The sequence below is a fragment of the Gloeocapsa sp. DLM2.Bin57 genome, from assembly GCA_007693955.1.
Lineage (GTDB): Bacteria > Cyanobacteriota > Cyanobacteriia > Cyanobacteriales > Gloeocapsaceae > Gloeocapsa.
The window spans coordinates 1-24,629 of record RECR01000081.1; the positions used below are offsets into that span (position 1 = coordinate 1).

Here is a 24,629-nt window from a genome sequence, read left to right on the forward strand (position 1 = left end):
CCCTTAAAACTCAGACACAGCATAGATTTCTATTTTTGTCAAAAGGGAAGTTCCGATATATGTTTCGTAAAGCAAGGTTATGGGTTGATGGGTGATATCAAGTTCGGATGAATACTTACTAAAACCTAAAACCCTATAGTTTCAAGAAAAGCACCCTACAGGTTCTATAAATTGTCGCTTTCAATAAGTTCTTGTAGTCTTTGTTTTTGTGTTGCTAAAGGAATATCTGTGTCAAAATAAACAGCATTAGGTCGTTCTCGGTTAGTAAATTCTTCCCATGCTTCTTGATCCTCTCTGTGGGATAAGACGTATTTTTTGAGTTCGTGAAGACTCATAGCTTTAAAGTTAGGCTTCGGTGACATCATATCTCCATTGTCCTTGTTCAAAAATAGTAATTTCAATTGTTCCTAATTCTCCAGCAATAATAAATACTTCTTTCCTTGTCTCATCAAACCGTATTAATTGAATGAGTTGATAACAATTGGAGAGAATTTGGCAGAGAATTAAACATTTTAGTAGTTGTGATTCGGTTGGCATTATTATAGTTTGATTTTATCTTTTCTTTCTCTGATTGACCATATTATCGACATAATGTTATCCTCAATCAATAATTGGCGATCGCCCTATAGCAATCTATTAGGGCTATGAGCGGCATTCTGGGCAAATAGTATAAAAAGTTACATTTTTGTTCTCTAGGGCGCTGATGAAAAGCGCCCCTACAATCCCTCTAACCAATAAGTAAAACTTATCACTACAAATACGGGAGATCTAAGTTCACGCGCCAATCGCTTCTTTAGCTGCGTACATTACTTCTAGGGTAATCTCAGTTAAGGAGCGATCGCGGGCAAATTTTTCGGTATTGCGTTTAACTTTACCTCTGACAAAACCTGGGACTTTGTTTAATTCTGCTTGCGCTTCTTTACTCCAGGTTAAATCAGAATCTGCTGAGATACCTTTATGAATGACTTCTTTAGTATCATGTCCCCCAAAGATTTCTAAGAGATGATCCTCCATCCCCAAGGTAAAGGAATTATAAACTAAATCAGCGATTTGATTTGTGCCTTCATAACCCAAAAAGGGTTTATAACCTAGAGTAAAGTTTTGGATATGAATAGGTGCGGCAATTACTCCACAGGGAATATTTAAGCGTTTCCCTACGTGACGCTCCATCTGTGTACCAAAAATCGCCGCGGGTTCAAGTTGTGCAATTTGATCACCGATTTCCCCATTGTCATCACTAATTAAGACGCGATCGCAATAATCCTCTACTTGTGCTCTAAACCAATCCCCATCGTATTTACAATAAGTTCCCGCTAATACTACGTGAATGCCCATTTCTTTAGCTAGAATCTTAGTCATCGCTGCAGCGTGGGTATTATCCCCAAAGACAACGGCTTTTTTACCCGTGAGATTTTGACAGTCAATGGAGCGAGAAAACCAAACCGCACCCGAGAGGTGTAAAGTTTGTTCTTCTAGATAAGACTCATAATTTACCTCTGCTCCCTGTGCGTTTAAAACCTTTTGGATTTGTCTGATACAGCGCGCGGTTTCTATTACTCCCATGGGGCTAATATCTACAAAAGGCATGTTATGCTGTTCAAAGAGATAATTAGCTGTACCTAAACCAATTTCCCGATAGGGAACTAAATTAAACCAAGCTTTAACTAAGTTTTTCAGATTATTAACCTTTGCTCCTTGAGGAATAATCGCGTTAACTTCGATACCTAAATCAGCCATGAGGCGTTTTAACTCGGTACAATCGTGCTGATTATGAAAACCTAGGGTAGTTAAACCAATAATATTTACAGAGGGTTTAGCTGTCTTCTCCGTGGGGAGTTCACCTTTTTTCTGGGCTTTTTCTACATAAAATTTAACAATTTGCGCTAAAGTGCGATCGGCAGCTTGTAACTCATTAAAACGGTAGTGATTGACATCAGCGAGCATCACATCACCTTTAGCGTCGATTTGAGCGCGTTCAACAAAATTAGCTAAATCCTCTTGCAGGATACTAGATGTGCAGGTAGGAGTCAAGAGGATTAAATCTGGATGCTCTTCACCATCTTTACGGACAATATTATCTACTACTCTTTCTTGAGAACCACGGGCGAGGACGTTGCGATCTACTATACTAGCTGTTACGGGGGTAAAATCTTTTTCTCGCTCTAACATTGAGCGCATAACGTTAAAGTAATCATCTCCTAGGGGAGCGTGCATAATCGCGTGTACATTTTGAAAAGAACTAGCGATACGTAGAGTACCAATGTGTGCAGGACCTGCATACATCCAGTAAGCTAATTTCATGAATCATTTCTCCCTGTTGTTATCTGTTTTTTATTTTGTCAAACAACCGAGTTATTTACGATTAATATTTACGAAACTAAATAATTATCAAATAAATCTTAACAAAGATTATTTTTTCAAGCCAATAATAATAAATTTAACCGCAGGATTAGGTATTAATACCTCTAATTCATCTAGTTTATCCTCTACTTTGAGTTGATGGAATTTACTTAAAAACTCTTGATTACCTTGCAATAAGCTAATTACTTTTGTGGCTACTTTCACGTGACGAGTCGGAGATTCAGGTAAATCAACCGAGACTTTTTCAATTAACTCAGCTATAGTAATAGCGGTTTTTTCAAGAATAGTATTATCTTGTTTAACTTCTTGATAATTTAACTCTGATAACTGGTCAAAAACCTCTAAAGATTTTGACTCAATCCCTGTTGGTTCAGTTGTTACAGAAATAAAATCTTTTTGCAGAATATTAACTAATTCTCCTGGTTCTAAATTTCCAGTTTCAGGGAATCGATTGAGTTTATTAGGAGCAAAATAAATATAATTGCAAGTTAAATTTTTTAACAATATACCTTGATTAATCGAGCAATTGTCTAGACAACTAGCGGTTAAAATAGCTTCATTAAAATTACTATCTTCAAGGTTAGCTTGAATCAATAATGCACCACTTAAATTAGCTCCTTCTAGGATAGCTTGACTGAGATTAGCTTGAGTAAAGTTAGCGTTGCGTAAATCTGCTTCTGCTAAATTAGCTCCTGAAAGATTAGCTTTAGTCAGATTAGCTCCACGTAAATCAGACTTAGTCAGATTAGCTTGTGCTAAATTTGCTCCTTGTAGGTTGGCATCCCAAAGAGTGACTTGAGCCAAATCTAGTTGTCTTAAATCAGCGTTACTCAAATCTACAGGAATGAGAGAATTATTCTTTCTCCAATCATTCCATTGTTTTACCCCTTGTTTGATCAGAGATAGTTGTTCTGTTGATGGCATTTTTATTGCTTTTAAGCGCTCTTATTCTCTAATAAATCAGAAGGCCTATCTCCTCTAGCTCTAGCTAGAGGAAGATTAAGGTTATTATCTAGTTAAGGTAATTATTCCCAGATTTGACAGCTTAAGTCCCCAGATTTTTGGGAAAGTTTAATGTTTTCACCGTAATCAACGGGACAATCGATGACTGCGGGTACATCTTGAGCTAAAGCCATTTTGAGGGTAGGGATTAAATCCTCGGCTGATTCGACACGATAACCTTTTAAACCCATACTTTCAGCGAATTTGACGAAATCAGGGTTACTAAAATCGATAAAATTAGTCTCACCAAATTGAGTGAATTGTTTCCAACCGATTAAACCATAGCCATTATCGTTGAAAATAAGGGTAACAAAGGGAGTACCGATTCTCAAAGCGGTTTCTAACTCTTGACAATTCATCATGAAACCACCATCACCAGTGACAGCGACTACTTTTTGTTCAGGACGTACTAATTTAGCGGCGATCGCTCCTGGAATAGCGATACCCATAGCAGCAAACCCATTAGAAATGATACAGGTATTAGGACAATCACAGTGATAATGACGAGCCATCCACATTTTATGTGCTCCCACATCGGAGATAACCACGTCTTCAGGTCCCATTACTTGCCTCAAATCGTAGATAATTTTTTGAGGTTTAATAGGAAAACCCGTATCCTCGGCGTATTGTTCGTAATCCTGACGAATTTCAGGACGTAAGCTAGCGGCAAAAGGTGTTTTCATTCCCGTGCGATCGGCACGTTTAAGAATTTCTTTGAGAGAGTCAGAGATATCCCCAACTACTTCTACTAGAGGTATATAGCTGCTATCGATTTCAGCGTGATTGATACCGATATGAATAATCGGAATATCACCTTGAGGATTCCATTTTTTCGGTGAATACTCGATCAAATCATAGCCAATAGCGATGATCAGATCGCTTTGTTCAAAAGCACAATTGATATGGTCTCTTTGTTGTAAACCTACAGTCCACAGAGCTAAAGGATGAGTATAGGGAATAGCACCTTTACCCATAAAACTATTAGCCACTGGTATATTCAATTGTGTAGCAAAATCTGTCAGCACTTCTGAAGCTCCTGCGCGAATTGCGCCATTTCCTGCTAGGATGATAGGGTTTTTAGCTTTAGAAATAGCTACAGCTGCTTGATTAGTACTGCGGAAAGAAGCGTAAGTTTTTTCCCGACTATCTTGACTCAAGGGTTGACCAACAACAGGCATAGCTGCTATATTTTCTGGTAAATCTATGTGGACTGCTCCTGGTTTTTCCGATTGAGCCACTTTAAATGCTTTACGAATAATTTCAGAAGTATTGCTTGGTCTAACGATTTGTTTATTCCATTTGGTCACAGGAGCAAACATTGCCACCAAGTCCAAATATTGGTGAGATTCGATGTGCATCCTATCTGTGCCCACCTGTCCTGTAATCGCTACTAGTGGAGCACCATCTAGATTAGCGTCGGCTACTCCTGTCATTAAATTAGTAGCCCCAGGACCTAGGGTGGATAAACAGACTCCCGCTTTTCCTGTCAAACGTCCATAGACATCAGCCATAAAAGCGGCCCCTTGTTCATGACGTACTGTGATAAACTGAATTGACGAATGCTTCAAGGCTTGTAGAATATGTAAATTTTCCTCTCCAGGAAGTCCAAAGACATATTCTACTCCTTCATTTTCCAAACATTGTACTAGTAATTCAGCCGTATTTAGTTCCCCCATGGCATTGTCCCCTTGAGATGTGTTTTTTATTACCCTTACTCTAGGTTATTACTATCTGGCTGAATACTGCAATAGTATTAGAAATTAATTTTTTTAAAGTGCTTGCATAATTTTTTAATTTGTGCTTTAATAAATAATTGTGATTCTAAGGGGGCGTGGCGGAATGGTAGACGCTACGGACTTAAAAGAATTGAGCCTTGATGGAGAAATCCCTCAAGTGTAAGCTCTCAAACTCAGGGAAACCTAAATCTGTTAAGCAGACATGGCAATCCTGAGCCAAGCCCAAACAACCTTTAAACGGCTATTTGGGAAGGTGCAGAGACTCGACGGGAGCTACCCTAACAGGTAAGGCTGAGGGTAAAGGGAGAGTCCAATTCTCAAAGGTTAACGATTGTTAACAGTAACGAAAGTTACGGGAGAATGAAAATCCGTTGACCGTAAAAGGTCGTGAGGGTTCAAGTCCCTCTGCCCCCATTCTACTTTAAATCTCAGCTACGGCTCTTTCGATGAGACGGCGTGCGAGAGTTTGTACTCCCGTATGGTAATAATATTTAACCGTCATATCCAAGAAAGCGCCGAGATAGTCTAATTTATCCTTAGAAACCTCGATAAAGCTAGTCAGATTGTCAGCTAAGCCCTTTTGGGTAATATTATTATCAGAAACTAGATTATTCATCCAACCTTGGGTAGCTTCAAAACTCTCGGTCATAAAGCCAAGTTGCTCTGAGGTATTTTTGCCAGGAATTAAATCTTTTACCCCTTTGAAGGTTTGGTTACCCTCTAAATCAGAAGGTTTCATCCCCTTAATCATACTTAATCCTTTGAGAGCAAAATCAGGACCTAAAGGGATAACACCGTCAAAACAAACCAAAGCTGCCATCCGCATAAAAGATTCACCACTATAACTAGTCAAAGCGGCGATAAAATCACCCAAGCTATCACCAGGAATACCATTGATTTGACAAAAAGCCACAACCTCGGTCACTAATTTAACCGATAGGTCGATAGTTTGAGCTTGTTCAGGTTTAGGGGATAAATGTTTTAAGAACCCTAAAAAAGTATCTTGTCCAATACGATTAGCTAAAGCTGCACTCCCTAACAAACCAGAAGCATTATCTACGGTTTCATAGAGCCATAGAGCGCGTTGATAACCTTGAGACTTATCATTAAATAGGGTTACTGCTCTTTCTCCGATTTGTTGAATTAAATCTTCGTCGGTTTCTCCTGTTACTGTACGAATAGTGTTATCAAAGCCTACTAGATTATCCCATTTACCAGGGACAACTTTATCTAGAGACTTAAGGGCCATTACGGTTAAACCTCCAGTGGGGAGGTCATCGACGATTTTAAAGACTGGTTTACTCATAATTTACTCCTTAAGTTTAGGTTAAAGCTAGAGAAGGGATACTAGGTGCGATAGCTATTGGTGTTCCCACAGGAAGTAAGAAAGCTTGTAATCTAGCTAAACCTCTCAGGTCAAATTTTTCTAACCATTCAACCCTATCTTCACGGGTAAAAGAAGGATCACGAGATAACACCTTAACTTGATAACGACCATTAACTAAGACAGCAGTAGCGTTAGCACCTTGATCTACAGCAGGGAACCCACCTATTTTAGTGGTGCTAGCATTAAACTTGTCCGCCGCAGAAGGATTGCTAATCGTATCATTAATCGCTAACATCGCTACGTTTTTACCGTCTTTATCGACTTTATACTCAGCAAAACCTTTCTTTTCTTGAGCGGGAATTACTCTAAAACCATCAGCAGATTTCGGGAAAAACTTATTAAAGGTGCTACCTTGTTCAGCTTCACTAGAAACCGCGGGGGTAGCGTCTCTACCTGTAGTTTCTCTTTGGACTTGGTCGTAACGAGAGGGTTCTTCTGCACAAGCGTTGAGGAATAAAATCAAACTCAAACACAGTGGAATTAATAACTTTTGCCAAGAAAACTTGACCATCTTTTTCTCCTTCGGCTAAAAAAAACTTACCTATAACCCTAAAATATTCTTAGGGATATCTGTAAAAAAGTACACAAAAATTTAAGCTACATCTGCTAGGGGAGAAAAACGAAAATAGCGATCGCCCCCTAATTCAACAACTACTTTTAAACGAGGCTCACTTTTAGCCAAGTTAATCAGATATTGTTTTTCCGCGCGAGAGAGGACAAAACCCTCAATAATCCAGAGCACTATTCCTTTATACTTAGGGGGAAGACAACTAAGCTGATAACTGGCGATACCTGGTACATAATTAATAGGTCCTACTGCTGCTTCCTGACCGATATTTTTTTTACCTAGGTGAGCAGGACGTACTCCATGAACATCGGTTAAATAAGCACTCAAATCACCAAGACCTCTAGCGGTGATCTGGATACTTCTATAACCTGCACTGCGTAAACGTCGTTGATAACGTCCTTCAAATCCTCCCTCTAAAGGAGCATAAACCCCTAGAGCGCCGTTTTTTTCTAAAGTACGAATAAATGATTTACCTGTGATTAGTAGTGTCATGTGTTTAGATTTAAGTTAACTTCTTACTTCGATGACTGTACCATTAAAGTTATAAGTACGACCATCTAGTTCAATACTTGTACCTATTCTGACTTTTTGTTTACCTAAAATTGCTCCCTCGTTATTAACCTGACCTTCCCCTGCGATCGTAATTAATAAGTCTCTAATGATCACGATTTCTGGTCTGGGATCAGGTAAAGCGAGCACTGTTCCATCTGGTTGAGGAACACTGACGGTTCTTTCTAACTCTTTGGCGGCTTTAATTTCTACCTGTCCTGCGGGTTGACTACGAATAACTACATTGGCTTGGGGTTGCTCTTGAAATTCAGAGAACAATTGCTCAATATTGTTAACTCCTAGTCCTCTTACCAGCAGATCTACCTCAATCGGTTGATTAGCGGCTATTTGCGCTACAGAACCAGTCGGTCCTGGAACTACAAATATGCCAATCAGGACGAGTAAAATTACCAAAGCTGCACCTAAATCGATAATGCTAATTTTACCGAATAAACGTCCTTGGCGATCGATAATAGTCATAAGTGCTACCTGTTAACCATTTTTCTTTTATTGCCTTTGGCTATTAAGCCAGAGTTTGAAAGTATTCTACACTGTACCAAGCCTTTGAATATTATATCTTGAAGTGGAGATAAAAATTTTGTCAATCTATTTTTTGAGGAATTTTTTCTAAATATAACTCATCAGAAAATCTTGTCCCTTGAATATTAACTAGTCCAAATTTAGCTTTTTTAAAATTAGAGCAATCAAGATCTACAAAACTCAAATTGGTATCGGATAAACAACAATCAGTTAAGTTAGCATTCTGTAAATTTGCCCAAGTCAAATTAACAAACCTTAAATTACTGTGACTTAAATTAGCATCCTCTAAATTTGCCTGAGCTAAATTAGCTCCTTTTAACTGAGCACGATACAAGTTAGCACCTACTAAAAAAGCATGATTTAAATTAGTATTTTGCAGACGAGCTGAGGAAAGATCTGCGCCATTTAAACAGGCGAATTCTAAACTAGCATCTTGAAGATTTACCCCTTTTAAAGAAGCTCCTTGTAGATCACTTCCGCTTAATTGTACACCTTTAAGATTACTATAATTTAGAACCACTTGACGAAGGTTTATACCTTGTAAATTAACACCTTCTAAATTGATTTTACCAGACTGAAGTTGAGCTAAAATATTAGCTAAATTTCTCACTTTAGTTAAATCACTATGACGTAAATCTAAAACTGACACATCATAGGGAGATAAATCCACATCTAAAAATTTACAGCCTCGAAAATCTCGTACTCCTGCTTGATAAAGTTGTTGAAATTCTGCCTGGTTAAGAGAACGAGGAAACCATAAACCTCTTTTTTGTATAAAACTTATGAAACTCATAATTAACTCCTAATTTAATTCTTGATTGCTTAGGTTTTCAAACCGATTGACTAAAGAACCCATTAACTCTGGTAAAATATCTAGATAATGGTTTAACCGTCTCATATAAACCGAAGGATTAGGGGCGAGAAAGATCTCTTGTTGAATTTTAGTGATTTGAGCTTGTTTTTCTATATACAGCTTGATGTAACTTAAATCTTCTAGAGTCTTGTTAATTGAACGTCGAGAAATTTGACAAGAAATGGTCTCTAAAACATCCCGATATTGATACCCTAAATATACTAAACGGTCAAGATATTTAGCTAATTGTTGATGCTTTGCTTTCAAATCATAGATTAAAAAAGGGAATTGTTCTTTTTCAACTTCGCTAATTTGCTCCATTAAAATTCGGGCATGGGTTGGGGAAAATGTAGGACAAAGTGTTTCTATCCATTGATTTAATAAAGCCTTAAAGCTTAAACAAGTTATGATGATATTGGGGCTTATTTCTGCAAGTCTTTGGGAAAAATTATTTAAATTTGTAAAATATTCAGCAGATTTTTCCTTAGTTAAATATGGTTCGTTTTTGCTTGGCTCAATAACTACTCGTTGGGAGATTTGAGAAGGGAAAGGAGAAACGTTGTCTCTCGCTGTATCGACTGAATCGTTAGGGGTTGAACCATTGGCAGTAGAGTCTATTTCTTGAGATACTTTTGGCTGAGAATCATCTAAACCTTGAGAGTCCGCAGTAATCCAGATATCATAATCAAACTCTCCAGTATGTTTAACATAATCAATAAAAAGACGCAATAATTTGACGTCATGAGGCTCTAAATTTTTATCTAAACTAATTGGTGGTGGGGATACTGTGATATTTTCAGTAGAGACAACTACAGAATTAATTTGCTCACTTTCAATAGCTTTTGAGATAGCAGGATTATTCATGATTTTAGCTGTCAGTTACTTTTGCTTGTTGCCTAAAGCTATATTATTAATTTAAATAAGTTCAATTGACTTTTTCTTTTATCTTATGCGAACAGCGAAAGAATAGCCGAGAAAACTAGTCACCTTAGTTATCTTCATCTTCTTTTGGGAAGGAAGAGATTACAATTTCCTGCCATCGACTTTCTAACCATCTATCTCTACGCAGGGCGATCGCCTCATCCCTTGAGTCTAGAACATCCTGACGTCGAGCATATTGGTAAGTTACAAAAATAGCCGCGGCACTGGTGATTACAGACAAGGAGAAACCAAATAAGGAGGCACTTACATCACTCCATTCTCCTCGTCTCAACTTACCGAAAAAGTTCCGAGTAGCCATACCAATTGCATCTGTTCCTGAAGCAATTTCTGCGGTAGAAACATCTCCTCGATCTTTAAATTTAGCTTGATAAACTTGGGGCATTTGCTCTTGTAAGAAAACTAAATCATTGCCAATTTCACTACGACGGATTAGCTTTTGATTGAGGGTTGCTTTAGCCGTTTCGTAGGCAGCATAAGCGTCTTGCTCTAAGCGATCCACCCGTCGGCAAATGGGCACTTGTTCAATGGGTGTATCACTCCAATCCCTTTCTCTATCCTGCCAACTGCCGAATAATTCTTGATAGAGGGAGTCCCAGCGTGGATGTTGACGAGGCATTGTTTCTAATTCTGCTCGTCCTTGGTCACATCGTTTCACAGTATTGAGATATTGAGGACTATCTAATTTTTTCAGTGTTTCTATCTGTTCAACTTGTTGTTCAATCAGGGTTTGTGCCATTTGTTGATTTAAAGCGGGTTGATTGAGCAATAATTCGATTCCTACCCCAGAAAAGAGAGATTTAACTAGATTTAAGGCAATCAATACTCCTAATGCTGTATTAGATAAAGAAAGGTTTTCTTGGCGACGATTAGAAGCGGTTTTCCCTGCCACATTACAGATGGTTAAAATGGAGCTACTAGCTAATAAGCTCAGAATAATGTCTAAAAATGGCACTGGTGATTTGAACAGAAACATCCAAAAGGAAAAATTAGAAACCAAATCGAACCAATTAGCCATGGTATTAACAGTAGCCGTGTTAACCGCTTCTTTTTTCAATTCCTGAGTAACTTTCGCTGTACCATAAAAATCCTTGGGATCAGCGATAACCATTCCTAAGATTTCTGACTGCACTTTCTTTGACTCTGGCGGTAATGTTGTATCACTATCACTCTTAGCTATTTCTACTAAATGACTATAGCGGGGATCTTGTCTAACCAACGAAAGTAACAAATAAGCTTGACAATCAGTATTGTTGATCATTGTTTCGGGATTAATAGGTTTACTCAGGAGAGTTCCTGTTGCTGAACTCCTCATTCAAGAGAATGACAAAAATATCAAAGGTTAAGATAAATATTCATGCGAACAGCGATTAAATAAGCTAGGATAAGTAAACTATATGCACTTCAATATGAGCAATAAACCATTAATATGCCACTTTTTAATTGGAATTCCCGGTAGTGGAAAATCCACATTTGCCCAACTTTTAGCCTCAGAAATCGATGGCGTAATAGTTTCCACTGATGAAATTCGAGCACAACTTTACAGCGATGCTGCAACTCAAGGAATGTGGAGGGATATTGAAGCAGAAGTGCTCAGAAAAATCCACAATGCAGTTAAAGCTCAAAAAGTAGTCATCTATGATGCTACTAATACTATGCGCGAGTGGAGACTTGATTTTCTTTATAAAACAGTTCATTTATATAATATTCAATGGCTAGGATGGCATTTAGATGTACCTGTAGAGATATGTCAACAAACAAATCAACTACCCGATCGCCAAGTTCCTGATGAAATAATTAAGGGAATGAGTATTAATCTAGAACAATTTCCCCCAGGAGTAGAAGAAGGACTTTTAACCCTTTATTCTGTTCCCTTTACAGCAGCAGAATTTAACTGGGAAGAAATCAAAAAATTGCTAAATAAGTCTGAGACTATTTTAAAAAATCAAGCTAATAGAAACAGTAAAATAATCTTTCATAAATATTCTTATTTATTAGATTTTGAAAGATTAATGCAATTATTGTCAGTAATCATTAACTATCCTGGTATTGGTAACTTATCAGCCAATGAACCAGAAACACTTAAGGCTATTTTAGAAGTGGAAGAATTACCAGAATTTAGCAGTACAGTTGCTGAAATTTCTGCTGTTATTACCAAAAAGTTTCACAAAAATTATGTTCAAGTAGATGCTCTCAAAAAAGATTTAGATTGGTTAGAAAAGAATGGATTTTTAGGAAGTGGTAATGTAGCGGCTGATTTAGTTGATATAGAATCTATTGCTTATCCTTATTTAAATAGTCATCGTTACAAAGATTTAAACTGTTTTCAACGCCTGATGAAAAGCATTAGATTTATCTTAAGTTATCCTTTTTTATGTGAAGAAAATGGCAAACCTTCAGTGACGACAATAACAAACTTTAGACAGACTACGATTGTTAAAGCCATGTATGATTATGGACTTTTTTCTAAGCATATTGATCTAAATAATGATTATCAAAGAAGTACTTTAGAGAATAATTTTCGAGAAGATATATGTCATTGCCTTAAACCTTATCAACTCCTTCCTAATTTTACGATGAAAAAAGGCTATTTTGCAGGAACTGGAATTTTATCTAAATATGAACTAAATCAGCTCTATCAATCTCTGCAATCTCATTCAAGAGAAAAATATTTTCAAGATCCCCTCGCTGCAGAAATTTATGATACCTTTAAGAAAAGATTAGTAGATGCTCGAATTTTAGCTGGTGAAGAAGCCTATCCCACTCGTTTAATTGGTACAAAATCGATTATCAAGGTTGAGAAATATCAACAACAATTTGAATGGTTAGAAGAAGCCATAAAAAATGGTGAGCTTTTGGAATTTAATTATGTTGAAGGATGTGCTAAATGGTCAGAGTATCAACCAATAACTTTTAGAGGTTATCCTCTACAAATTGTCTTTCATAACATTGCTTGGTATTTAGGATATGAAGTAAACAATGGAAATAAAAAAGGACTATTTACCTTTGAGAGAATCGATAGAATTCGATTTAACAAGCTCAATATTCAGCGAACAACAGAAGAACAAAAAAAATCCCTTAAAAAATTGGATCAACTTTATGCTGCTAGTGCAGGACTTTATCTAGGAAATGATGTTAATATACAAACTCAATATCTAAATTATAGACAAAGAAAAAAAATAGAATTAACTGTTATCCTGCAGGCAACAGAAAAAGCATTTAAATTTATTTGTGAAGGTAATCAAAGATTTTCTAAAATAAAAATGTCTCTTCCTGATTGGTTGAGGGGAAAGGCTTATGATCAGAGTATATTTGACCCAAGAATGAGCCAAAATATTGCTCCTTATCAATACACGATAAAAATTACTTTACCAAAATGGAGTATTTTTGATATTGATCTGATTCGTTGGATTTCTGCCTGGGGAAAAGAGGTTAAGGTAATTTATCCTTCAGACTTAGTTGAGAAAATTTACAGTATTGGCGAAGGAATTACTAGTATTTATCAGGATATTCAACTATTAGTTTGTGAGTTAGAAAGTGTCGATAGTCTAGTGAGAAACAAAGAAGGTCACCGCCATCGATTTATTGTTATTAATTGTTCTGGTAAAAACGTTAACCCTAAGATTAATCCTGGTGATATTTGCCACCTTATGGTCAATAATTCAGCTTCCCTAGATGAACAAGTTAAAAAAGCTATAGAGTTCATCAAAGAGATAAAAAAAGAATCAACAACGAAAAATAGTTTACAGTTTGTAATTTACGCTCATTCAGGAATTAGTGACGCTACTGAAGTGGCGTATCCCATTTATCGAACTTTAAAGCAAGACAATGATTTAGCTGGTTTGAGACTATTTTTGAATTATATTTGAGGTTGGATCTGCCAAAGACGGCGCTATGGGAACAAGATACAAAATCTGAGCTAAGGAAGGTAGTTGATCAACATAAAATGAGAAAAATATCACATTTTTTGATAATATCTTAGAGAAACTTAAAAAAACGTTACTTAAATATTTAGATGGATGTATTAATAGTCGGTGCAACAGGGACACTGGGAAGACAAGTGGCTCGTCACGCTTTAGATAAAGGTTATAAAGTTCGTTGTTTAGTCAGAAACCAACAGAGAGCATCTTTTCTCAAAGAATGGGGAGCTGAATTAGTGCCAGGTGATTTTTGTAAGCCTGAAACTCTCCCCCTCGCCTTAGAAGGGATAGACGCCGTAATTGATGCAGCGACAACTAGAGCTAATAGCTCAAAAAGTATTAAACAAGTAGATTGGTACGGAAAGGTAAATTTAATTCAAGCAGTCAAAAAAGCGGGTATAGAAAGATACATATTTTTCTCTATTCTCAATGCCAAAGATTATCCCAATGTTCCTTTAATGGAGATTAAACACTGTACAGAGTTGTTTTTAGCCGAATCTGGGTTAAAATATACAACACTGCAATTATGCGGTTTTATGCAGGGTTTGATTGGACAATACGCTGTACCAATTCTCGATAATCAAAGTGTCTGGGTAACAGGAGTAGAAACGCCTATAGCTTATATGAATACTCAAGATATCGCTAAATTTGCCATAGGCGCTCTAGAAGTTCCCGAAACTGAAAAAAGGACTTTTCCTGTAGTTGGACCAAAAGCTTGGACAACTAGTGAAATTATTACTTTTTGTGAAAAAATCTCAGGAAAAGAAGCTAAGATTACGCGCTCTCCTCTAGGGTTATTACGTTTTGTCAGAAATGTAGCCCGATTTTTCCAGTGGACACAGAATGCGAGCGATCGCCTTGCTTTTGTTGAAGTCTTAGCAGGAGGTAAACCCTTAGACGCTCCTATGGAAGAAGTGTATCAAGTTTTTGGTTTAGATCCCCAAGAAACTACTACCCTAGAAGAATATCTAGAAGAGTACTTTAACCGCATCTTGAAAAAACTCAAAGAAGTCGGTTACGACAAAAAGAAAAAACAGAAACCAAAAAGAAGTCCCTTTAAACAACAAAAGTCTTGAGAATTTTGTCAAAATAGCCAAAGTAAAGAAAATAGGATCAGTTGTTGTGCCAAAAGCAGGCATTATTTATAACGATAATAAACCCATAGCTTGTCGTATAGCTAATAAACTAGAAGACAAGCTCAAAAAAAATGGCTGGGAAGTAGTCATAGCTAGAGGTTTTTGGGGAATTTTGGGATATTCTCGTCCCGATTCTCCTGTTTGTTACACTCCCATTCCCCAACTTACACCCCCTGGTTTTGACGAAGATGTTGTCTTCGCGGTTGTCTTGGGAGGAGATGGAACTGTTTTATCCGCTTTCCGTCAGGTAGCTCCCTTGGGAATACCATTATTAACTGTCAATACAGGTCATATGGGTTTTTTAACGGAAACTTATGTCAATCATATTTCTCCGGCTCTCGAAAAAATCTTACAGGGAGATTATCAAATTGAAGAGCGATCGATGTTGACAGTGCAGTTATTCCGTCAAGAAGAACTCCTCTGGGAAGCTCTCTGTCTCAATGAAATGGTGGTACATAGAGAACCCTTAACCAGTATGTGTCATTTTGAGATTCAAATTGGTCAACACGCGGTAGTAGATATAGCCGCAGATGGCGTCATCGTCTCTACTCCTACTGGCTCTACCGCTTATTCTTTAAGTGCAGGGGGACCAGTAGTAACCCCAGATGTACCAGTATTACAGTTAGCGCCTATTTGTCCTCATTCTTTAGCTTCAAGAGCTTTAGTCTTTTCAGATCGTGAATCAGTAAATATTTATCCTGCTAATCCTAATCAAATGGTGATGGTAGTAGATGGAAATGGTGGCTCTTATATCATTCCTGAAGATAGAATTCATGTAAAGCGATCGCCTTATCAAGCGAGGTTTATTCGTCTGCAAAATCCTGAGTTTTTCCGTATTTTAAGAGAGAAGCTAGGTTGGGGACTTCCCCATATCGCCAAACCAACCTCAGTGGAACTCCCTTAAAATATAATTAATCATAAATATTGTTAAAACTTTATGTCTTATTCTCTTTCGGTTACAACTCAAAACGTGCTCTTAGTCAACACTGATGAGCCTTTTTGGCAATCAGCTAGTGATAGTCTCAAGGAAGTGGGTTATAATCCTATCCCTCTTTATCATCTTGAACAGGTAATTAATCAAGTTCAAGTTTTAGATCCTGCTATGCTTATTTTTGATTATAACTTTACAGGTACAGATGGACTAGAGCTTACTCGTGATTTAAGAAATCAGGGTTATCACTTTCCAATTTTAATGCTCAGTAGTTTAGAAACTCTAGAAACAAGGATAGCTTGTTTAGACTCAGGGGCTGATGATTATCTGGTTAAACCTATACACCCGAAAAACTTCCAACAGATTTTAGGAATTTATCTCCAACCCCAAAAAGTTATTAACGAAGAGTTACACTTTGGGGAATTAATCTTAGATTTAAATACTCGCCGACTCTTACGTCAGGGTGAGATCATTGATTTAACAATGAAAGAGTTTGAGTTACTCAAATATCTGATGTCTCACCCCAAAGAGATTTTAACTAGGGAACAAATTTTAGAAAATGTTTGGGGTTACGATTTTCACGGTGAATCCAACGTCATTGAGGTGTATATTCGTTACCTGCGTCTTAAAATAGAACAACAGGGACAAAAACGGATTATTCACACCATTAGAGGGGTTGGTTATGTTTTGAAAGAGTGAAATTAATCCTTGAGAAATTTAGCCTCGAATTCTTCACGATTAGAGAAAATCTCCAACGCGCTATCCATACTGGTTAACTCAAATAACATCTTGATTTGTTCATTAATAGAGCAAACATAGACTTTAACTTCAGCAGATCGCGCGTTTTTCAAAGCTAGTACTAACGCACCCAATCCCGAACTATCCATAAAGGTTACCTCCTGGAAGTCGATTAAAATCGTTTTTGCACCTTTGGCAATCAAGTGAGCTATATTTTGTTTAAATTCTTCTGATTTTGTCCCATCTAGAATCCCTACGGGTTGAAAATACTCTATTTGCAGCGACATGGCTAAATACTATGGTTAGACTCCTTCAAATTTTATCATCTTAGCGAGCAGTTGCTCTGTTTTCTATTTCGGTTTTCATAGCTTCAAGAGAATTTCTCAAACTATCTCGATAGATAGAATAGAAGATATTCTCGGGTACACCAGTATCTGGTGTCACTGTAACTGTGTGGGTAACTAAAACTTGACTAGGTGTGCTTTCATCCCCGATGATTATAGGTGTTACTTCCCAAGTACCTTGTAGCTCACTGACGCCACCTTCTACTAGAGAAAAGTTAATTTTTGTAAAGGGTGTTTCCGCAACAGCGATGGTTAAACTAGTTTCCCGATTAAAAATAAGTACAGATGTTCTTTGGACTTGCTCAAAGACAGTTTTATTCCCATCAGTTTCTTGGATTTGGATACTAACAACATCAGGTAAAAAATTAGGGTAATTTTGATAATCAGTTAAAACCTCCCAAGCTTCCTCTGCAGAAGCTTTCACCAGGAATCTACCTCGATATTCCCTGGTTTGACCAACTACAGCTATTTGGTTATCCTGAAGAGCTGCTCTTTCCTGTGCGGTTAATTGTAATAAGACTCTTTCTAAAGTTGGAGTAGCTTGAGCCGGAGTAAACAGATAAAGAAACTGAAAAACAACAGCTAATGAGAGAATTTTAAAGGTTTTGAACATAGATTTAAGATTGGTCTTTATATGCTATGTTAATTGATAGTCAAAAAAAATAAGGCTTTTTCGAGGAAAAAAGATGTTAAATACTTATTTAGTGGCAGCAGCTACCAGCGTACCTACTACCGTAACTTGGAGCATCAAAGTAGCTATAGTCATGACGATTTGTAATATTATAGCGATCGCCATTGGTAAATACGGGATTCAACAACCCAACTCAGGACCGGGATTACCAGCACCTGCATTTTTTGGGGATATGAGTTTAGGAGCTTTATTAGGTACAATGAGCTTTGGTCATGTACTTGGAGCAGGAGTTATCCTGGGATTAGCTAATTTAGGTGCATTATAAAAACAGCAATTGAGCGCAAGAGTCATTCTTCTTGCGCAAATATTATTAAATCAAGACAAAAGAGTCAACCACAGAGACAAGAGAACCTCTAAAATAATTGAGATTAGAAAGAAGATCAGGAAAAATAAATAAATTATGCCTCGTCGTAATGACTTAAAGAAAATATTACTATTAGGATCAGGACCAATCGTAATTGGACAAGCTTGTGAGTTTGACTATTCAGGAACACAAGCTTGTAAAGCACTTAGAGAAGAAGGATACGAAGTAATTCTGGTAAATTCTAATCCCGCTTCGATTATGACAGATCCAGAAATGGCGAATAAAACCTACATAGAACCATTAATACCAGAAATAGTAGAGAAAATCATCGCCAAAGAAAGACCAGACGCCTTGTTACCCACAATGGGAGGACAAACAGCCCTCAATTTAGCGGTGAACTTGTCTAAAAGTGGAGCATTAGAAAAATACGGAGTAGAATTAATCGGGGCAAAATTACCAGCGATCGAAAAAGCAGAAGACAGACTGTTATTTAAAGAAGCAATGGCAAAAATAGGAGTACCAGTATGTCCTTCAGGAATAGCTAATAATCTAGCCGAAGCCAAAGCGATCGCCAGAGAAATAGGCTCATATCCTCTAATTATACGTCCTGCATTTACTCTAGGAGGAACAGGAGGAGGAATAGCCTATAACCAAGAAGAATATGAGGAAATGGCTCAATATGGCATAGATGCTTCACCATTATCCCAAATATTAGTAGAAAAATCCCTCTTAGGTTGGAAAGAATACGAGTTAGAAGTAATGCGAGATTTGGCGGATAATGTGGTCATTATCTGTTCCATTGAGAATATTGACCCAATGGGGGTACATACAGGAGATTCAATTACAGTAGCACCAGCACAAACCCTAACCGATAAAGAATATCAACGTCTGCGAGATGCTTCTTTAAAAATTATCCGAGAAATAGGGGTAGAAACGGGAGGATCAAATATTCAATTTGCCATTAATCCAGTTAATGGAGATATGATTGTAATTGAAATGAATCCAAGAGTATCTCGCTCATCAGCCCTAGCCTCAAAAGCTACAGGTTTTCCTATAGCCAAATTCGCCGCCAAATTAGCTGTAGGTTATACCCTAGATGAGATATCTAATGATATTACCAAGAAAACCCCCGCTTCTTTTGAACCAACTATAGATTATGTAGTCACCAAAATACCTCGTTTTGCTTTTGAAAAATTCCCTGGATCTGAACCAATTTTAACAACACAAATGAAATCTGTAGGGGAAGCGATGGCGATCGGCAGAACCTTTACAGAATCCTTTCAGAAGGCGTTAAGATCATTAGAAATAGGACGTTATGGTTTTGGGTGCGATCGCGAAGAAATGCTACCTAGCGTAACCCAAATTCGCTCAAAATTACGCATACCTAACCCAGAAAGAATCTTTACCGTTCATCAAGCCTTACAATTGGGGATGAGTGTAGAAGAGATATATCAATTAACGGGAATAGATATCTGGTTTTTAGATAAAATGGAGGAACTATTAGATACAGAAAAATTCCTCAAACGCACACCCCTAAGAGAAATTAACGCAGCAACACTACAGATAGTCAAACAACAAGGATTCAGCGATCGCCAAATCGCCTTTGCCACCAAAACCACAGAAGATCAGGTACGCTCGTATCGTAAACAACTAGGAATCATCCCAGTCTATAAGGTAGTAGATACCTGTGCTGCAGAATTTGAAGCCTTTACCCCCTATTATTACTCCACCTACGAAACAGGAGAATCAGAAGTACTCCCTTCAGATAAACCCAAAGTGATGATCCTTGGCGGTGGACCTAATCGTATTGGACAAGGGATAGAATTTGACTATTGTTGTTGTCACGCTGCGTTTTCCTTGAGTGATGCGGGTTTTGAAACCATCATGGTTAACTCTAATCCTGAGACGGTTTCCACAGATTACGATACGAGCGATCGCCTTTATTTTGAACCCCTTACCAAAGAAGATGTACTCAATATTATTGAAACGGAAAACCCCGAAGGTATAATTATTCAATTCGGTGGTCAAACCCCCTTAAAACTAGCCTTACCTCTACAACAGTACTTACAAAGTCCTGATAGTGAAGTGAAGACCAAAATCTGGGGAACATCTCCCGATTCTATTGATATCGCCGAAGATAGAGAGCGTTTTGAGCAAATTCTGCGGGAATTAGATATTAAACAACCCCCCAATGGGATAGCTCGCAGTTATGAAGAAGCCCTATCGATAGCGGGTAGAATTGGTTATCCCGTGGTAGTGCGTCCTTCCTATGTACTCGGTGGGAGAGCGATGGAAATTGTTTATACCGACGAGCAATTAGATTACTATATGACAAACGCTGTACAAGTAGAGCCAGACCACCCAATTCTCATTGATAAATTCCTCAAAAATGCGATCGAGGTAGATGTTGACGCTTTAGCAGACGCTACGGGTAAAGTCGTTATCGGGGGAATTATGGAACACATCGAAGAAGCAGGTGTCCACTCTGGAGACTCAGCTTGTTCAATTCCCCATACCTCTTTACCTGATTCGGTTTTAGCTACCATTCGTGAATGGACGATGAAATTAGCCCAAACTCTAGAAGTAATCGGGTTGATGAACATTCAATACGCGGTACAAGGAGAACAGGTATATATCCTCGAAGCTAATCCCCGAGCATCTCGTACGGTTCCTTATGTCTCTAAAGCTACAGGAGTCCCCTTAGCTAAAGTAGCAGCTTTAGTGATGTCGGGTAAAACCCTAGAATCTCTCGGTATCACCAAAGAAACGATACCCTCTCATATCGCGGTTAAAGAAGCTGTACTCCCCTTTGAGAAGTTTTCTGGTACAGACACTCTCCTAGGTCCGGAAATGCGCTCTACCGGTGAGGTAATGGGGATAGACGCTGATTTTGGTAAAGCTTTTGCTAAAGCAGAATTAGCAGCAGGAGTAAGATTAGCTACAGAAGGTACTATCTTTGTTTCCATGAACGATCGCGATAAAATCGCCGCGGTATCAGTAGTTAAAGATTTACTGGACTTAGGATTTAAAGTGGTAGCTACATCGGGAACTAAACGCGTTCTGGAAGAAAATGGTATTGAAGGTGTCGAATTAGTCTTGAAATTACACGAAGGTCGTCCTCACGTGATAGACTTGATTAAAAATGAACAGATTCAGTTTATTATCAACACCCCTACGGGAGGTGAATCCCAAGCAGACGATCGCCTAATTCGTCGTAGTGCGCTCGACTACAAGCTCCCCATTATCACTACTATTGCAGGTGCTAAAGCTACAGTAGAAGCCTTACGCTCTCTCAAATCAGCTCCTCTAGAGGTTAAAGCCCTGCAAGAATTTTTTAGTTAAACTAGAGAGGGAGTGTGGGGAGACTTCGGAGACTTCGGAGACTTCGGAGACTTCGGAGATGAAGAATGTAGAATGAGCGAACGAGCGAATGAGCGAATGCGCGAAAAAATCATTAATTCGCGCATTTGGAATAACCCCTACCACCTACACCCTACACCCTACACCCTAACACCTAAAGATCCCTTTTTTCTATTTCAGATAAACGTGCGTAATTCTCTAGAAAAAACTACCCCCAAAACCACAGGAAATTCTCTGCAAGAATGGCTAGAGACTCGTTATTGTGCTCCCTCTTTTGCAGGTAGTGTTTTAGGGGGTATCGCCCTTTGTTTTTTCGGTGCTGCGATTAATACTATGTCGGGTTGGTTATACGTCCTCAGTGGGATGATTATCTCTCTGTTGTTGGTAGCTGCTTGGTTATGTTTGCGTAGTTTACGGGAATTAAAGGTTACTCGTTCTCCTATTGAACCGGTGACGGTAGAACAAGAATTAGAGCTAGAATTGTTAATTGATAATCCTACTACCTCACAATCTAAACAATTTTTTCAGGTTGAAGATTTATTACCTATAGCTTTAACTGGTTCATCAGCATCCGAAAGGATGAGTGTTGCGGAGATTCTCCCTAGTTCTCAATATCGTCTCAGCTACTTTACTATACCCCAACGTCGTGGTATTTATCATTGGGAAGAAGTTTTTTTACGCAGTGGTTACCCTTTGGGTTTATTCTGGTGTCGTCGTTCTTATTTAGTTCCAGCTAGAGCTATTATTTATCCTGCTATTTTACCCCTAAATCATTGTCCTCTGATTGATAGTGTAGGAGATGATGATAGTGCTCTTCTGGAAAGCGATCGCCGTTATCAAGCAGCTCAAGAAGGTATTACAAAAGCAATTCGGGATTATCGCTTTGGCGACCCCACTCGTTTAATACACTGGCGTAGTAGTGCGCGTTTTAGTGAGTTTAAGGTACGAGAATTAGAAATAATTACCAGTGGCGAGAATATCATTATAGCTTTAGACACTTCTGATACTTGGCAAGAGGCTAAATTTGAACAAGCTGTTACCACGGCGGCTTCTCTCTACGCTTACGCTAGTCGTCGTCAACTCAATGTAGAACTTTGGACTAATGGTACGGGTTTAGTCAAGGGTTTTACTGGAGTATTAGAAGCTTTAGCTGCGGTAGAAGCAGAGGATACCCAAGTTAATTTACCCTCTTTATCTACTTCTGTGGTTTGGTTAACGCAAAATCCTGGGAGTCTTCACTCTTTATCTACGTCGAGTCGTTGGATTTTCTTTACTCCTGATGAGCATCCTGTTACACCTATGTCTCAACTTCCAGGTATTGTGATAACTGCTGCAAGTAATTTAGAATTACAACAACAGTTACAACAATTTCAACAACGTTAGGTGGAATGCAGGAACGGTTTTATTCCGAATGCGCGAATTAATGATTTTTTTGCGCATTCTACATTCTTCATACTACATTTTCCTTCTCCCTACTCCGAAGCTTCTTCCCACACTCCCCCCTCTTTTGTCTATTCACTATTCACTATTCCCTTGTCAAGTAGCGCTATAGCATTTAGCCCGAGAGTGTCAAAAGCTTGAGACCAATTGTGTTAAATTACGAGAAAATGGGTTTTAATCAGGGATATATATGTTAATCGAACCTACTGTTATTACAGTTTTAACTCTGTTAGTCTATTTTGTAATCACCCTCAATGTGGGTAGAGCTAGATTTAAATACGATGTTAAACCACCTGCTATGACTGGTGATCCTAATTTTGAACGAGCTTTGAGAGTGCAGCAAAATACTCTAGAACAGATTATCTTCTTTTTACCCTTGTTGTGGATTTTTTCTTACTATATCAGCGCTACCTGGGGTTTTATCCTAGGGATAATTTGGGTAGTAGGAAGAATTCTCTACGCTTGGGGTTATTATCAAGCTGCTGAAAAACGCGGTCCAGGTTTTGGTATTAGTTCTCTAGCTAGTTTAGGATTACTCGGAGGTGCTATAATCGGTTTAATATTGTCAGTTCGTCAATATCTCTAATTAACTTTGTTACCCTCTGATTTACTGATTCAACGTCGTCAGGGTGAGACAATCATTCCCAAACGTTTACCTATTCAACCAGATAATCTAGATTTAGCTCAAGGCTATATAGATTGTCTAGAAGGTTGTTTAGGTAAGACTCTTGGGGAAATAGAACAAGAATTACTAGTTTTAGAAGGTGATAACCCAGATTATCGTCTTAGAAGGGGTTTAGCTCATCTCCTTAAAAACCACTTTTGTACTTTTGAGATTATCAGTCCAATTGAACCTCAATTACTGCGTCAACGGGTGTTTACTCAAGCTGCTCATCAACCTACTACCCCAATTTTTCGCAATGCTTGTCTAGAAGCGATCGCCGCTGATTTAACTAGGGAACTTAATCACACTATTTTACCCGACGAAATCATTAAAGGTTTATATAGCGATTTAGCCGAAAATCGCATCTTAACTCAATTTACTACACCAACTCCAGAACAACTCCTCCACCGTTATAACCTCTCTCAGGTACAAGGTATCTTTTATAAAGCTAGTGAGATTATTATCAATGCTCATCGTAATGATCCAGGAGAATATAAGTTATTATTCCGTTACCTGAAATTATTTCAATTAATGGCTTATATTGAAGGAGACGCAGATACAGGGTTTACCATTACTATCGATGGACCGACTAGTCTGTTTAAAGCGAGTACTCGTTATGGTTTATCTCTAGCTAAATTGATTCCCGCTTTGTTACACGTGAGTCGCTGGAGTTTGACTGCTAATCTACAACTACGGGATTATTATACTAAGCAAATTAAACCAGGACGTTTTACCCTAAACGATCGCTCTGGATTGGTGAGTCATTATCCACCTAGTCAAACCTATGATAGTATGCTAGAGGCTTCTTTTGTTAAACGTTGGTTAAAAACTAAAACCGATTGGTCTCTAGAAAGAGAAGTAGATTTAATCCCTATTCCTGGAAGTGTGATGATTCCTGACTTTCGCTTAGTACATCCCGATGGTAGGGAGTTTTTACTAGAAATAGTCGGTTATTGGCGTCCTGAATATCTACAGAAGAAATTCGCTCAAGTTCGTAAAGCACAACGGGATAATCTTATTTTAGCTATATCTGAACGCTTAAATCTTAGCAAAGCTGGTGTTAACCTCGACAACCTCCCTGCTAAGGTAATTTGGTTTAAAGATAAGTTATCTCCTCAATCTGTTTTAGCAGTTTTGTAGAAACAAAAATTAAAAAGTTAAAATAT

General features: G+C 38.0%; 23 protein-coding genes. 9 read left to right on the plus strand and 14 right to left on the minus strand.

The window, feature by feature from the left end; translation table 11 throughout:
* Positions 1-164: 164 nt before the first annotated feature.
* From EA365_10575 to EA365_10630, 12 genes are all read right to left on the minus strand, one after another.
* Positions 165-362, minus strand: coding sequence for a hypothetical protein (locus EA365_10575; GenBank protein ID TVQ44207.1), 198 nt, complete (start codon positions 360-362; stop codon positions 165-167).
* Positions 346-537 carry a hypothetical protein gene (locus EA365_10580; protein TVQ44208.1) on the minus strand — a complete coding sequence of 64 codons (192 nt, stop codon included), beginning with the start codon at positions 535-537 and terminating at the stop codon, positions 346-348. The genes EA365_10575 and EA365_10580 overlap by 17 nt, the downstream gene beginning before the upstream one ends.
* A 237-nt stretch (positions 538-774) precedes the next feature.
* Positions 775-2,301 carry a ferredoxin:protochlorophyllide reductase (ATP-dependent) subunit B gene (locus EA365_10585; GenBank protein ID TVQ44209.1) on the minus strand — a complete coding sequence of 509 codons (1,527 nt, stop codon included), beginning with the start codon at positions 2,299-2,301 and terminating at the stop codon, positions 775-777.
* 108 nt (positions 2,302-2,409) lie between these two features.
* Entirely contained in the window at positions 2,410-3,285 is an 876-nt protein-coding gene (locus EA365_10590; GenBank protein ID TVQ44210.1) for a pentapeptide repeat-containing protein, read from the minus strand.
* A 101-nt stretch (positions 3,286-3,386) separates the two neighbouring features.
* On the minus strand, positions 3,387-5,039 hold the full coding sequence (locus tag EA365_10595) for an acetolactate synthase large subunit (protein ID TVQ44211.1): 1,653 nt from the start codon (positions 5,037-5,039) through the stop codon (positions 3,387-3,389).
* Positions 5,040-5,520: 481 nt separating this feature from the next.
* On the minus strand, positions 5,521-6,405 hold the full coding sequence (locus EA365_10600) for a hypothetical protein (protein ID TVQ44212.1): 885 nt from the start codon (positions 6,403-6,405) through the stop codon (positions 5,521-5,523).
* A 16-nt stretch (positions 6,406-6,421) separates the two neighbouring features.
* Positions 6,422-6,997, minus strand: a complete 576-nt coding sequence (locus tag EA365_10605; protein ID TVQ44213.1) for a hypothetical protein — start codon at positions 6,995-6,997, stop codon at positions 6,422-6,424.
* 81 nt (positions 6,998-7,078) lie between these two features.
* Positions 7,079-7,546 (minus strand): NAD(P)H-quinone oxidoreductase, encoded by a 468-nt coding sequence (locus EA365_10610; GenBank protein ID TVQ44214.1) that lies wholly within the window; start codon positions 7,544-7,546, stop codon positions 7,079-7,081.
* Between the two features lie 15 nt (positions 7,547-7,561).
* The gene (locus EA365_10615; protein TVQ44215.1) at positions 7,562-8,083 is read right to left on the minus strand and encodes a DUF4330 domain-containing protein; all 522 of its coding nucleotides are present in this window, start codon (positions 8,081-8,083) and stop codon (positions 7,562-7,564) included.
* Positions 8,084-8,204: 121 nt separating this feature from the next.
* On the minus strand, positions 8,205-8,936 hold the full coding sequence (locus EA365_10620) for a pentapeptide repeat-containing protein (protein ID TVQ44216.1): 732 nt from the start codon (positions 8,934-8,936) through the stop codon (positions 8,205-8,207).
* A gap of 9 nt (positions 8,937-8,945) precedes the next feature.
* A complete protein-coding gene (locus EA365_10625; GenBank protein ID TVQ44217.1) occupies positions 8,946-9,860 on the minus strand; it encodes a hypothetical protein in 915 nt (304 codons plus the stop codon).
* A gap of 124 nt (positions 9,861-9,984) precedes the next feature.
* Positions 9,985-11,250, minus strand: coding sequence for a hypothetical protein (locus EA365_10630; GenBank protein TVQ44218.1), 1,266 nt, complete (start codon positions 11,248-11,250; stop codon positions 9,985-9,987).
* A gap of 82 nt (positions 11,251-11,332) precedes the next feature.
* Here EA365_10630 and EA365_10635 point away from each other — a divergent pair, with 82 nt between their 5' ends.
* The 4 genes from EA365_10635 to EA365_10650 all read left to right on the plus strand — a co-directional run bounded on the left by EA365_10635 (position 11,333) and on the right by EA365_10650 (position 16,621).
* Complete coding sequence (locus EA365_10635) at positions 11,333-13,804, plus strand: WYL domain-containing protein (protein ID TVQ44219.1); 2,472 nt, start codon at positions 11,333-11,335, stop codon at positions 13,802-13,804.
* 146 nt (positions 13,805-13,950) lie between these two features.
* The gene (locus EA365_10640) at positions 13,951-14,931 is read left to right on the plus strand and encodes an NAD-dependent epimerase/dehydratase family protein (protein ID TVQ44220.1); all 981 of its coding nucleotides are present in this window, start codon (positions 13,951-13,953) and stop codon (positions 14,929-14,931) included.
* Positions 14,932-14,977: 46 nt separating this feature from the next.
* Positions 14,978-15,895, plus strand: coding sequence for an NAD(+) kinase (locus EA365_10645; GenBank protein ID TVQ44221.1), 918 nt, complete (start codon positions 14,978-14,980; stop codon positions 15,893-15,895).
* Positions 15,896-15,928: 33 nt separating this feature from the next.
* Entirely contained in the window at positions 15,929-16,621 is a 693-nt protein-coding gene (locus EA365_10650; GenBank protein ID TVQ44222.1) for a DNA-binding response regulator, read from the plus strand.
* Between the two features lie 2 nt (positions 16,622-16,623).
* Here EA365_10650 and EA365_10655 read toward each other — a convergent pair whose 3' ends face one another.
* Together EA365_10655 and EA365_10660 are read right to left on the minus strand one after the other, a co-directional pair.
* Entirely contained in the window at positions 16,624-16,947 is a 324-nt protein-coding gene (locus EA365_10655; GenBank protein ID TVQ44223.1) for an anti-sigma factor antagonist, read from the minus strand.
* A gap of 40 nt (positions 16,948-16,987) precedes the next feature.
* Positions 16,988-17,617 (minus strand): cyclase/dehydrase, encoded by a 630-nt coding sequence (locus tag EA365_10660; GenBank protein TVQ44224.1) that lies wholly within the window; start codon positions 17,615-17,617, stop codon positions 16,988-16,990.
* A 73-nt stretch (positions 17,618-17,690) separates the two neighbouring features.
* Here EA365_10660 and psaK point away from each other — a divergent pair, with 73 nt between their 5' ends.
* From psaK to EA365_10685, 5 genes are all read left to right on the plus strand, one after another.
* The gene (gene psaK / locus EA365_10665; protein ID TVQ44225.1) at positions 17,691-17,960 is read left to right on the plus strand and encodes a photosystem I reaction center subunit PsaK; all 270 of its coding nucleotides are present in this window, start codon (positions 17,691-17,693) and stop codon (positions 17,958-17,960) included.
* A gap of 135 nt (positions 17,961-18,095) precedes the next feature.
* Positions 18,096-21,341, plus strand: coding sequence for a carbamoyl-phosphate synthase large subunit (locus EA365_10670; GenBank protein TVQ44226.1), 3,246 nt, complete (start codon positions 18,096-18,098; stop codon positions 21,339-21,341).
* 96 nt (positions 21,342-21,437) lie between these two features.
* Positions 21,438-22,742, plus strand: a complete 1,305-nt coding sequence (locus tag EA365_10675) for a DUF58 domain-containing protein (protein ID TVQ44229.1) — start codon at positions 21,438-21,440, stop codon at positions 22,740-22,742.
* Between the two features lie 247 nt (positions 22,743-22,989).
* Positions 22,990-23,385 carry an MAPEG family protein gene (locus EA365_10680; GenBank protein TVQ44227.1) on the plus strand — a complete coding sequence of 132 codons (396 nt, stop codon included), beginning with the start codon at positions 22,990-22,992 and terminating at the stop codon, positions 23,383-23,385.
* A gap of 6 nt (positions 23,386-23,391) precedes the next feature.
* Complete coding sequence (locus tag EA365_10685) at positions 23,392-24,603, plus strand: DUF790 family protein (protein TVQ44228.1); 1,212 nt, start codon at positions 23,392-23,394, stop codon at positions 24,601-24,603.
* The last annotated feature ends 26 nt before the right edge of the window (positions 24,604-24,629 follow it).

Excerpts from the sequence above, each read along its gene's own strand:
- EA365_10610 (TVQ44214.1), bottom strand. The coding sequence starts at position 7,546 with ATGACACTACTAATCACAGGTAAATCATTTATTCGTACTTTAGAAAAA.
- EA365_10600 (TVQ44212.1), bottom strand. The coding sequence starts at position 6,405 with ATGAGTAAACCAGTCTTTAAAATCGTCGATGACCTCCCCACTGGAGGT.
- EA365_10590 (TVQ44210.1), bottom strand. The coding sequence starts at position 3,285 with ATGCCATCAACAGAACAACTATCTCTGATCAAACAAGGGGTAAAACAA.
- EA365_10615 (TVQ44215.1), bottom strand. The coding sequence starts at position 8,083 with ATGACTATTATCGATCGCCAAGGACGTTTATTCGGTAAAATTAGCATT.
- EA365_10675 (TVQ44229.1), top strand. The coding sequence starts at position 21,438 with ATGCGCGAAAAAATCATTAATTCGCGCATTTGGAATAACCCCTACCAC.
- EA365_10655 (TVQ44223.1), bottom strand. The coding sequence starts at position 16,947 with ATGTCGCTGCAAATAGAGTATTTTCAACCCGTAGGGATTCTAGATGGG.
- EA365_10650 (TVQ44222.1), top strand. The coding sequence starts at position 15,929 with ATGTCTTATTCTCTTTCGGTTACAACTCAAAACGTGCTCTTAGTCAAC.
- EA365_10620 (TVQ44216.1), bottom strand. The coding sequence starts at position 8,936 with ATGAGTTTCATAAGTTTTATACAAAAAAGAGGTTTATGGTTTCCTCGT.
- EA365_10585 (TVQ44209.1), bottom strand. The coding sequence starts at position 2,301 with ATGAAATTAGCTTACTGGATGTATGCAGGTCCTGCACACATTGGTACT.
- EA365_10605 (TVQ44213.1), bottom strand. The coding sequence starts at position 6,997 with ATGGTCAAGTTTTCTTGGCAAAAGTTATTAATTCCACTGTGTTTGAGT.
- EA365_10580 (TVQ44208.1), bottom strand. The coding sequence starts at position 537 with ATGCCAACCGAATCACAACTACTAAAATGTTTAATTCTCTGCCAAATT.
- EA365_10660 (TVQ44224.1), bottom strand. The coding sequence starts at position 17,617 with ATGTTCAAAACCTTTAAAATTCTCTCATTAGCTGTTGTTTTTCAGTTT.
- EA365_10670 (TVQ44226.1), top strand. The coding sequence starts at position 18,096 with ATGCCTCGTCGTAATGACTTAAAGAAAATATTACTATTAGGATCAGGA.
- EA365_10635 (TVQ44219.1), top strand. The coding sequence starts at position 11,333 with ATGCACTTCAATATGAGCAATAAACCATTAATATGCCACTTTTTAATT.
- EA365_10625 (TVQ44217.1), bottom strand. The coding sequence starts at position 9,860 with ATGAATAATCCTGCTATCTCAAAAGCTATTGAAAGTGAGCAAATTAAT.
- EA365_10595 (TVQ44211.1), bottom strand. The coding sequence starts at position 5,039 with ATGGGGGAACTAAATACGGCTGAATTACTAGTACAATGTTTGGAAAAT.
- EA365_10680 (TVQ44227.1), top strand. The coding sequence starts at position 22,990 with ATGTTAATCGAACCTACTGTTATTACAGTTTTAACTCTGTTAGTCTAT.
- EA365_10575 (TVQ44207.1), bottom strand. The coding sequence starts at position 362 with ATGTCACCGAAGCCTAACTTTAAAGCTATGAGTCTTCACGAACTCAAA.
- EA365_10640 (TVQ44220.1), top strand. The coding sequence starts at position 13,951 with ATGGATGTATTAATAGTCGGTGCAACAGGGACACTGGGAAGACAAGTG.
- EA365_10630 (TVQ44218.1), bottom strand. The coding sequence starts at position 11,250 with ATGAGGAGTTCAGCAACAGGAACTCTCCTGAGTAAACCTATTAATCCC.
- psaK (TVQ44225.1), top strand. The coding sequence starts at position 17,691 with ATGTTAAATACTTATTTAGTGGCAGCAGCTACCAGCGTACCTACTACC.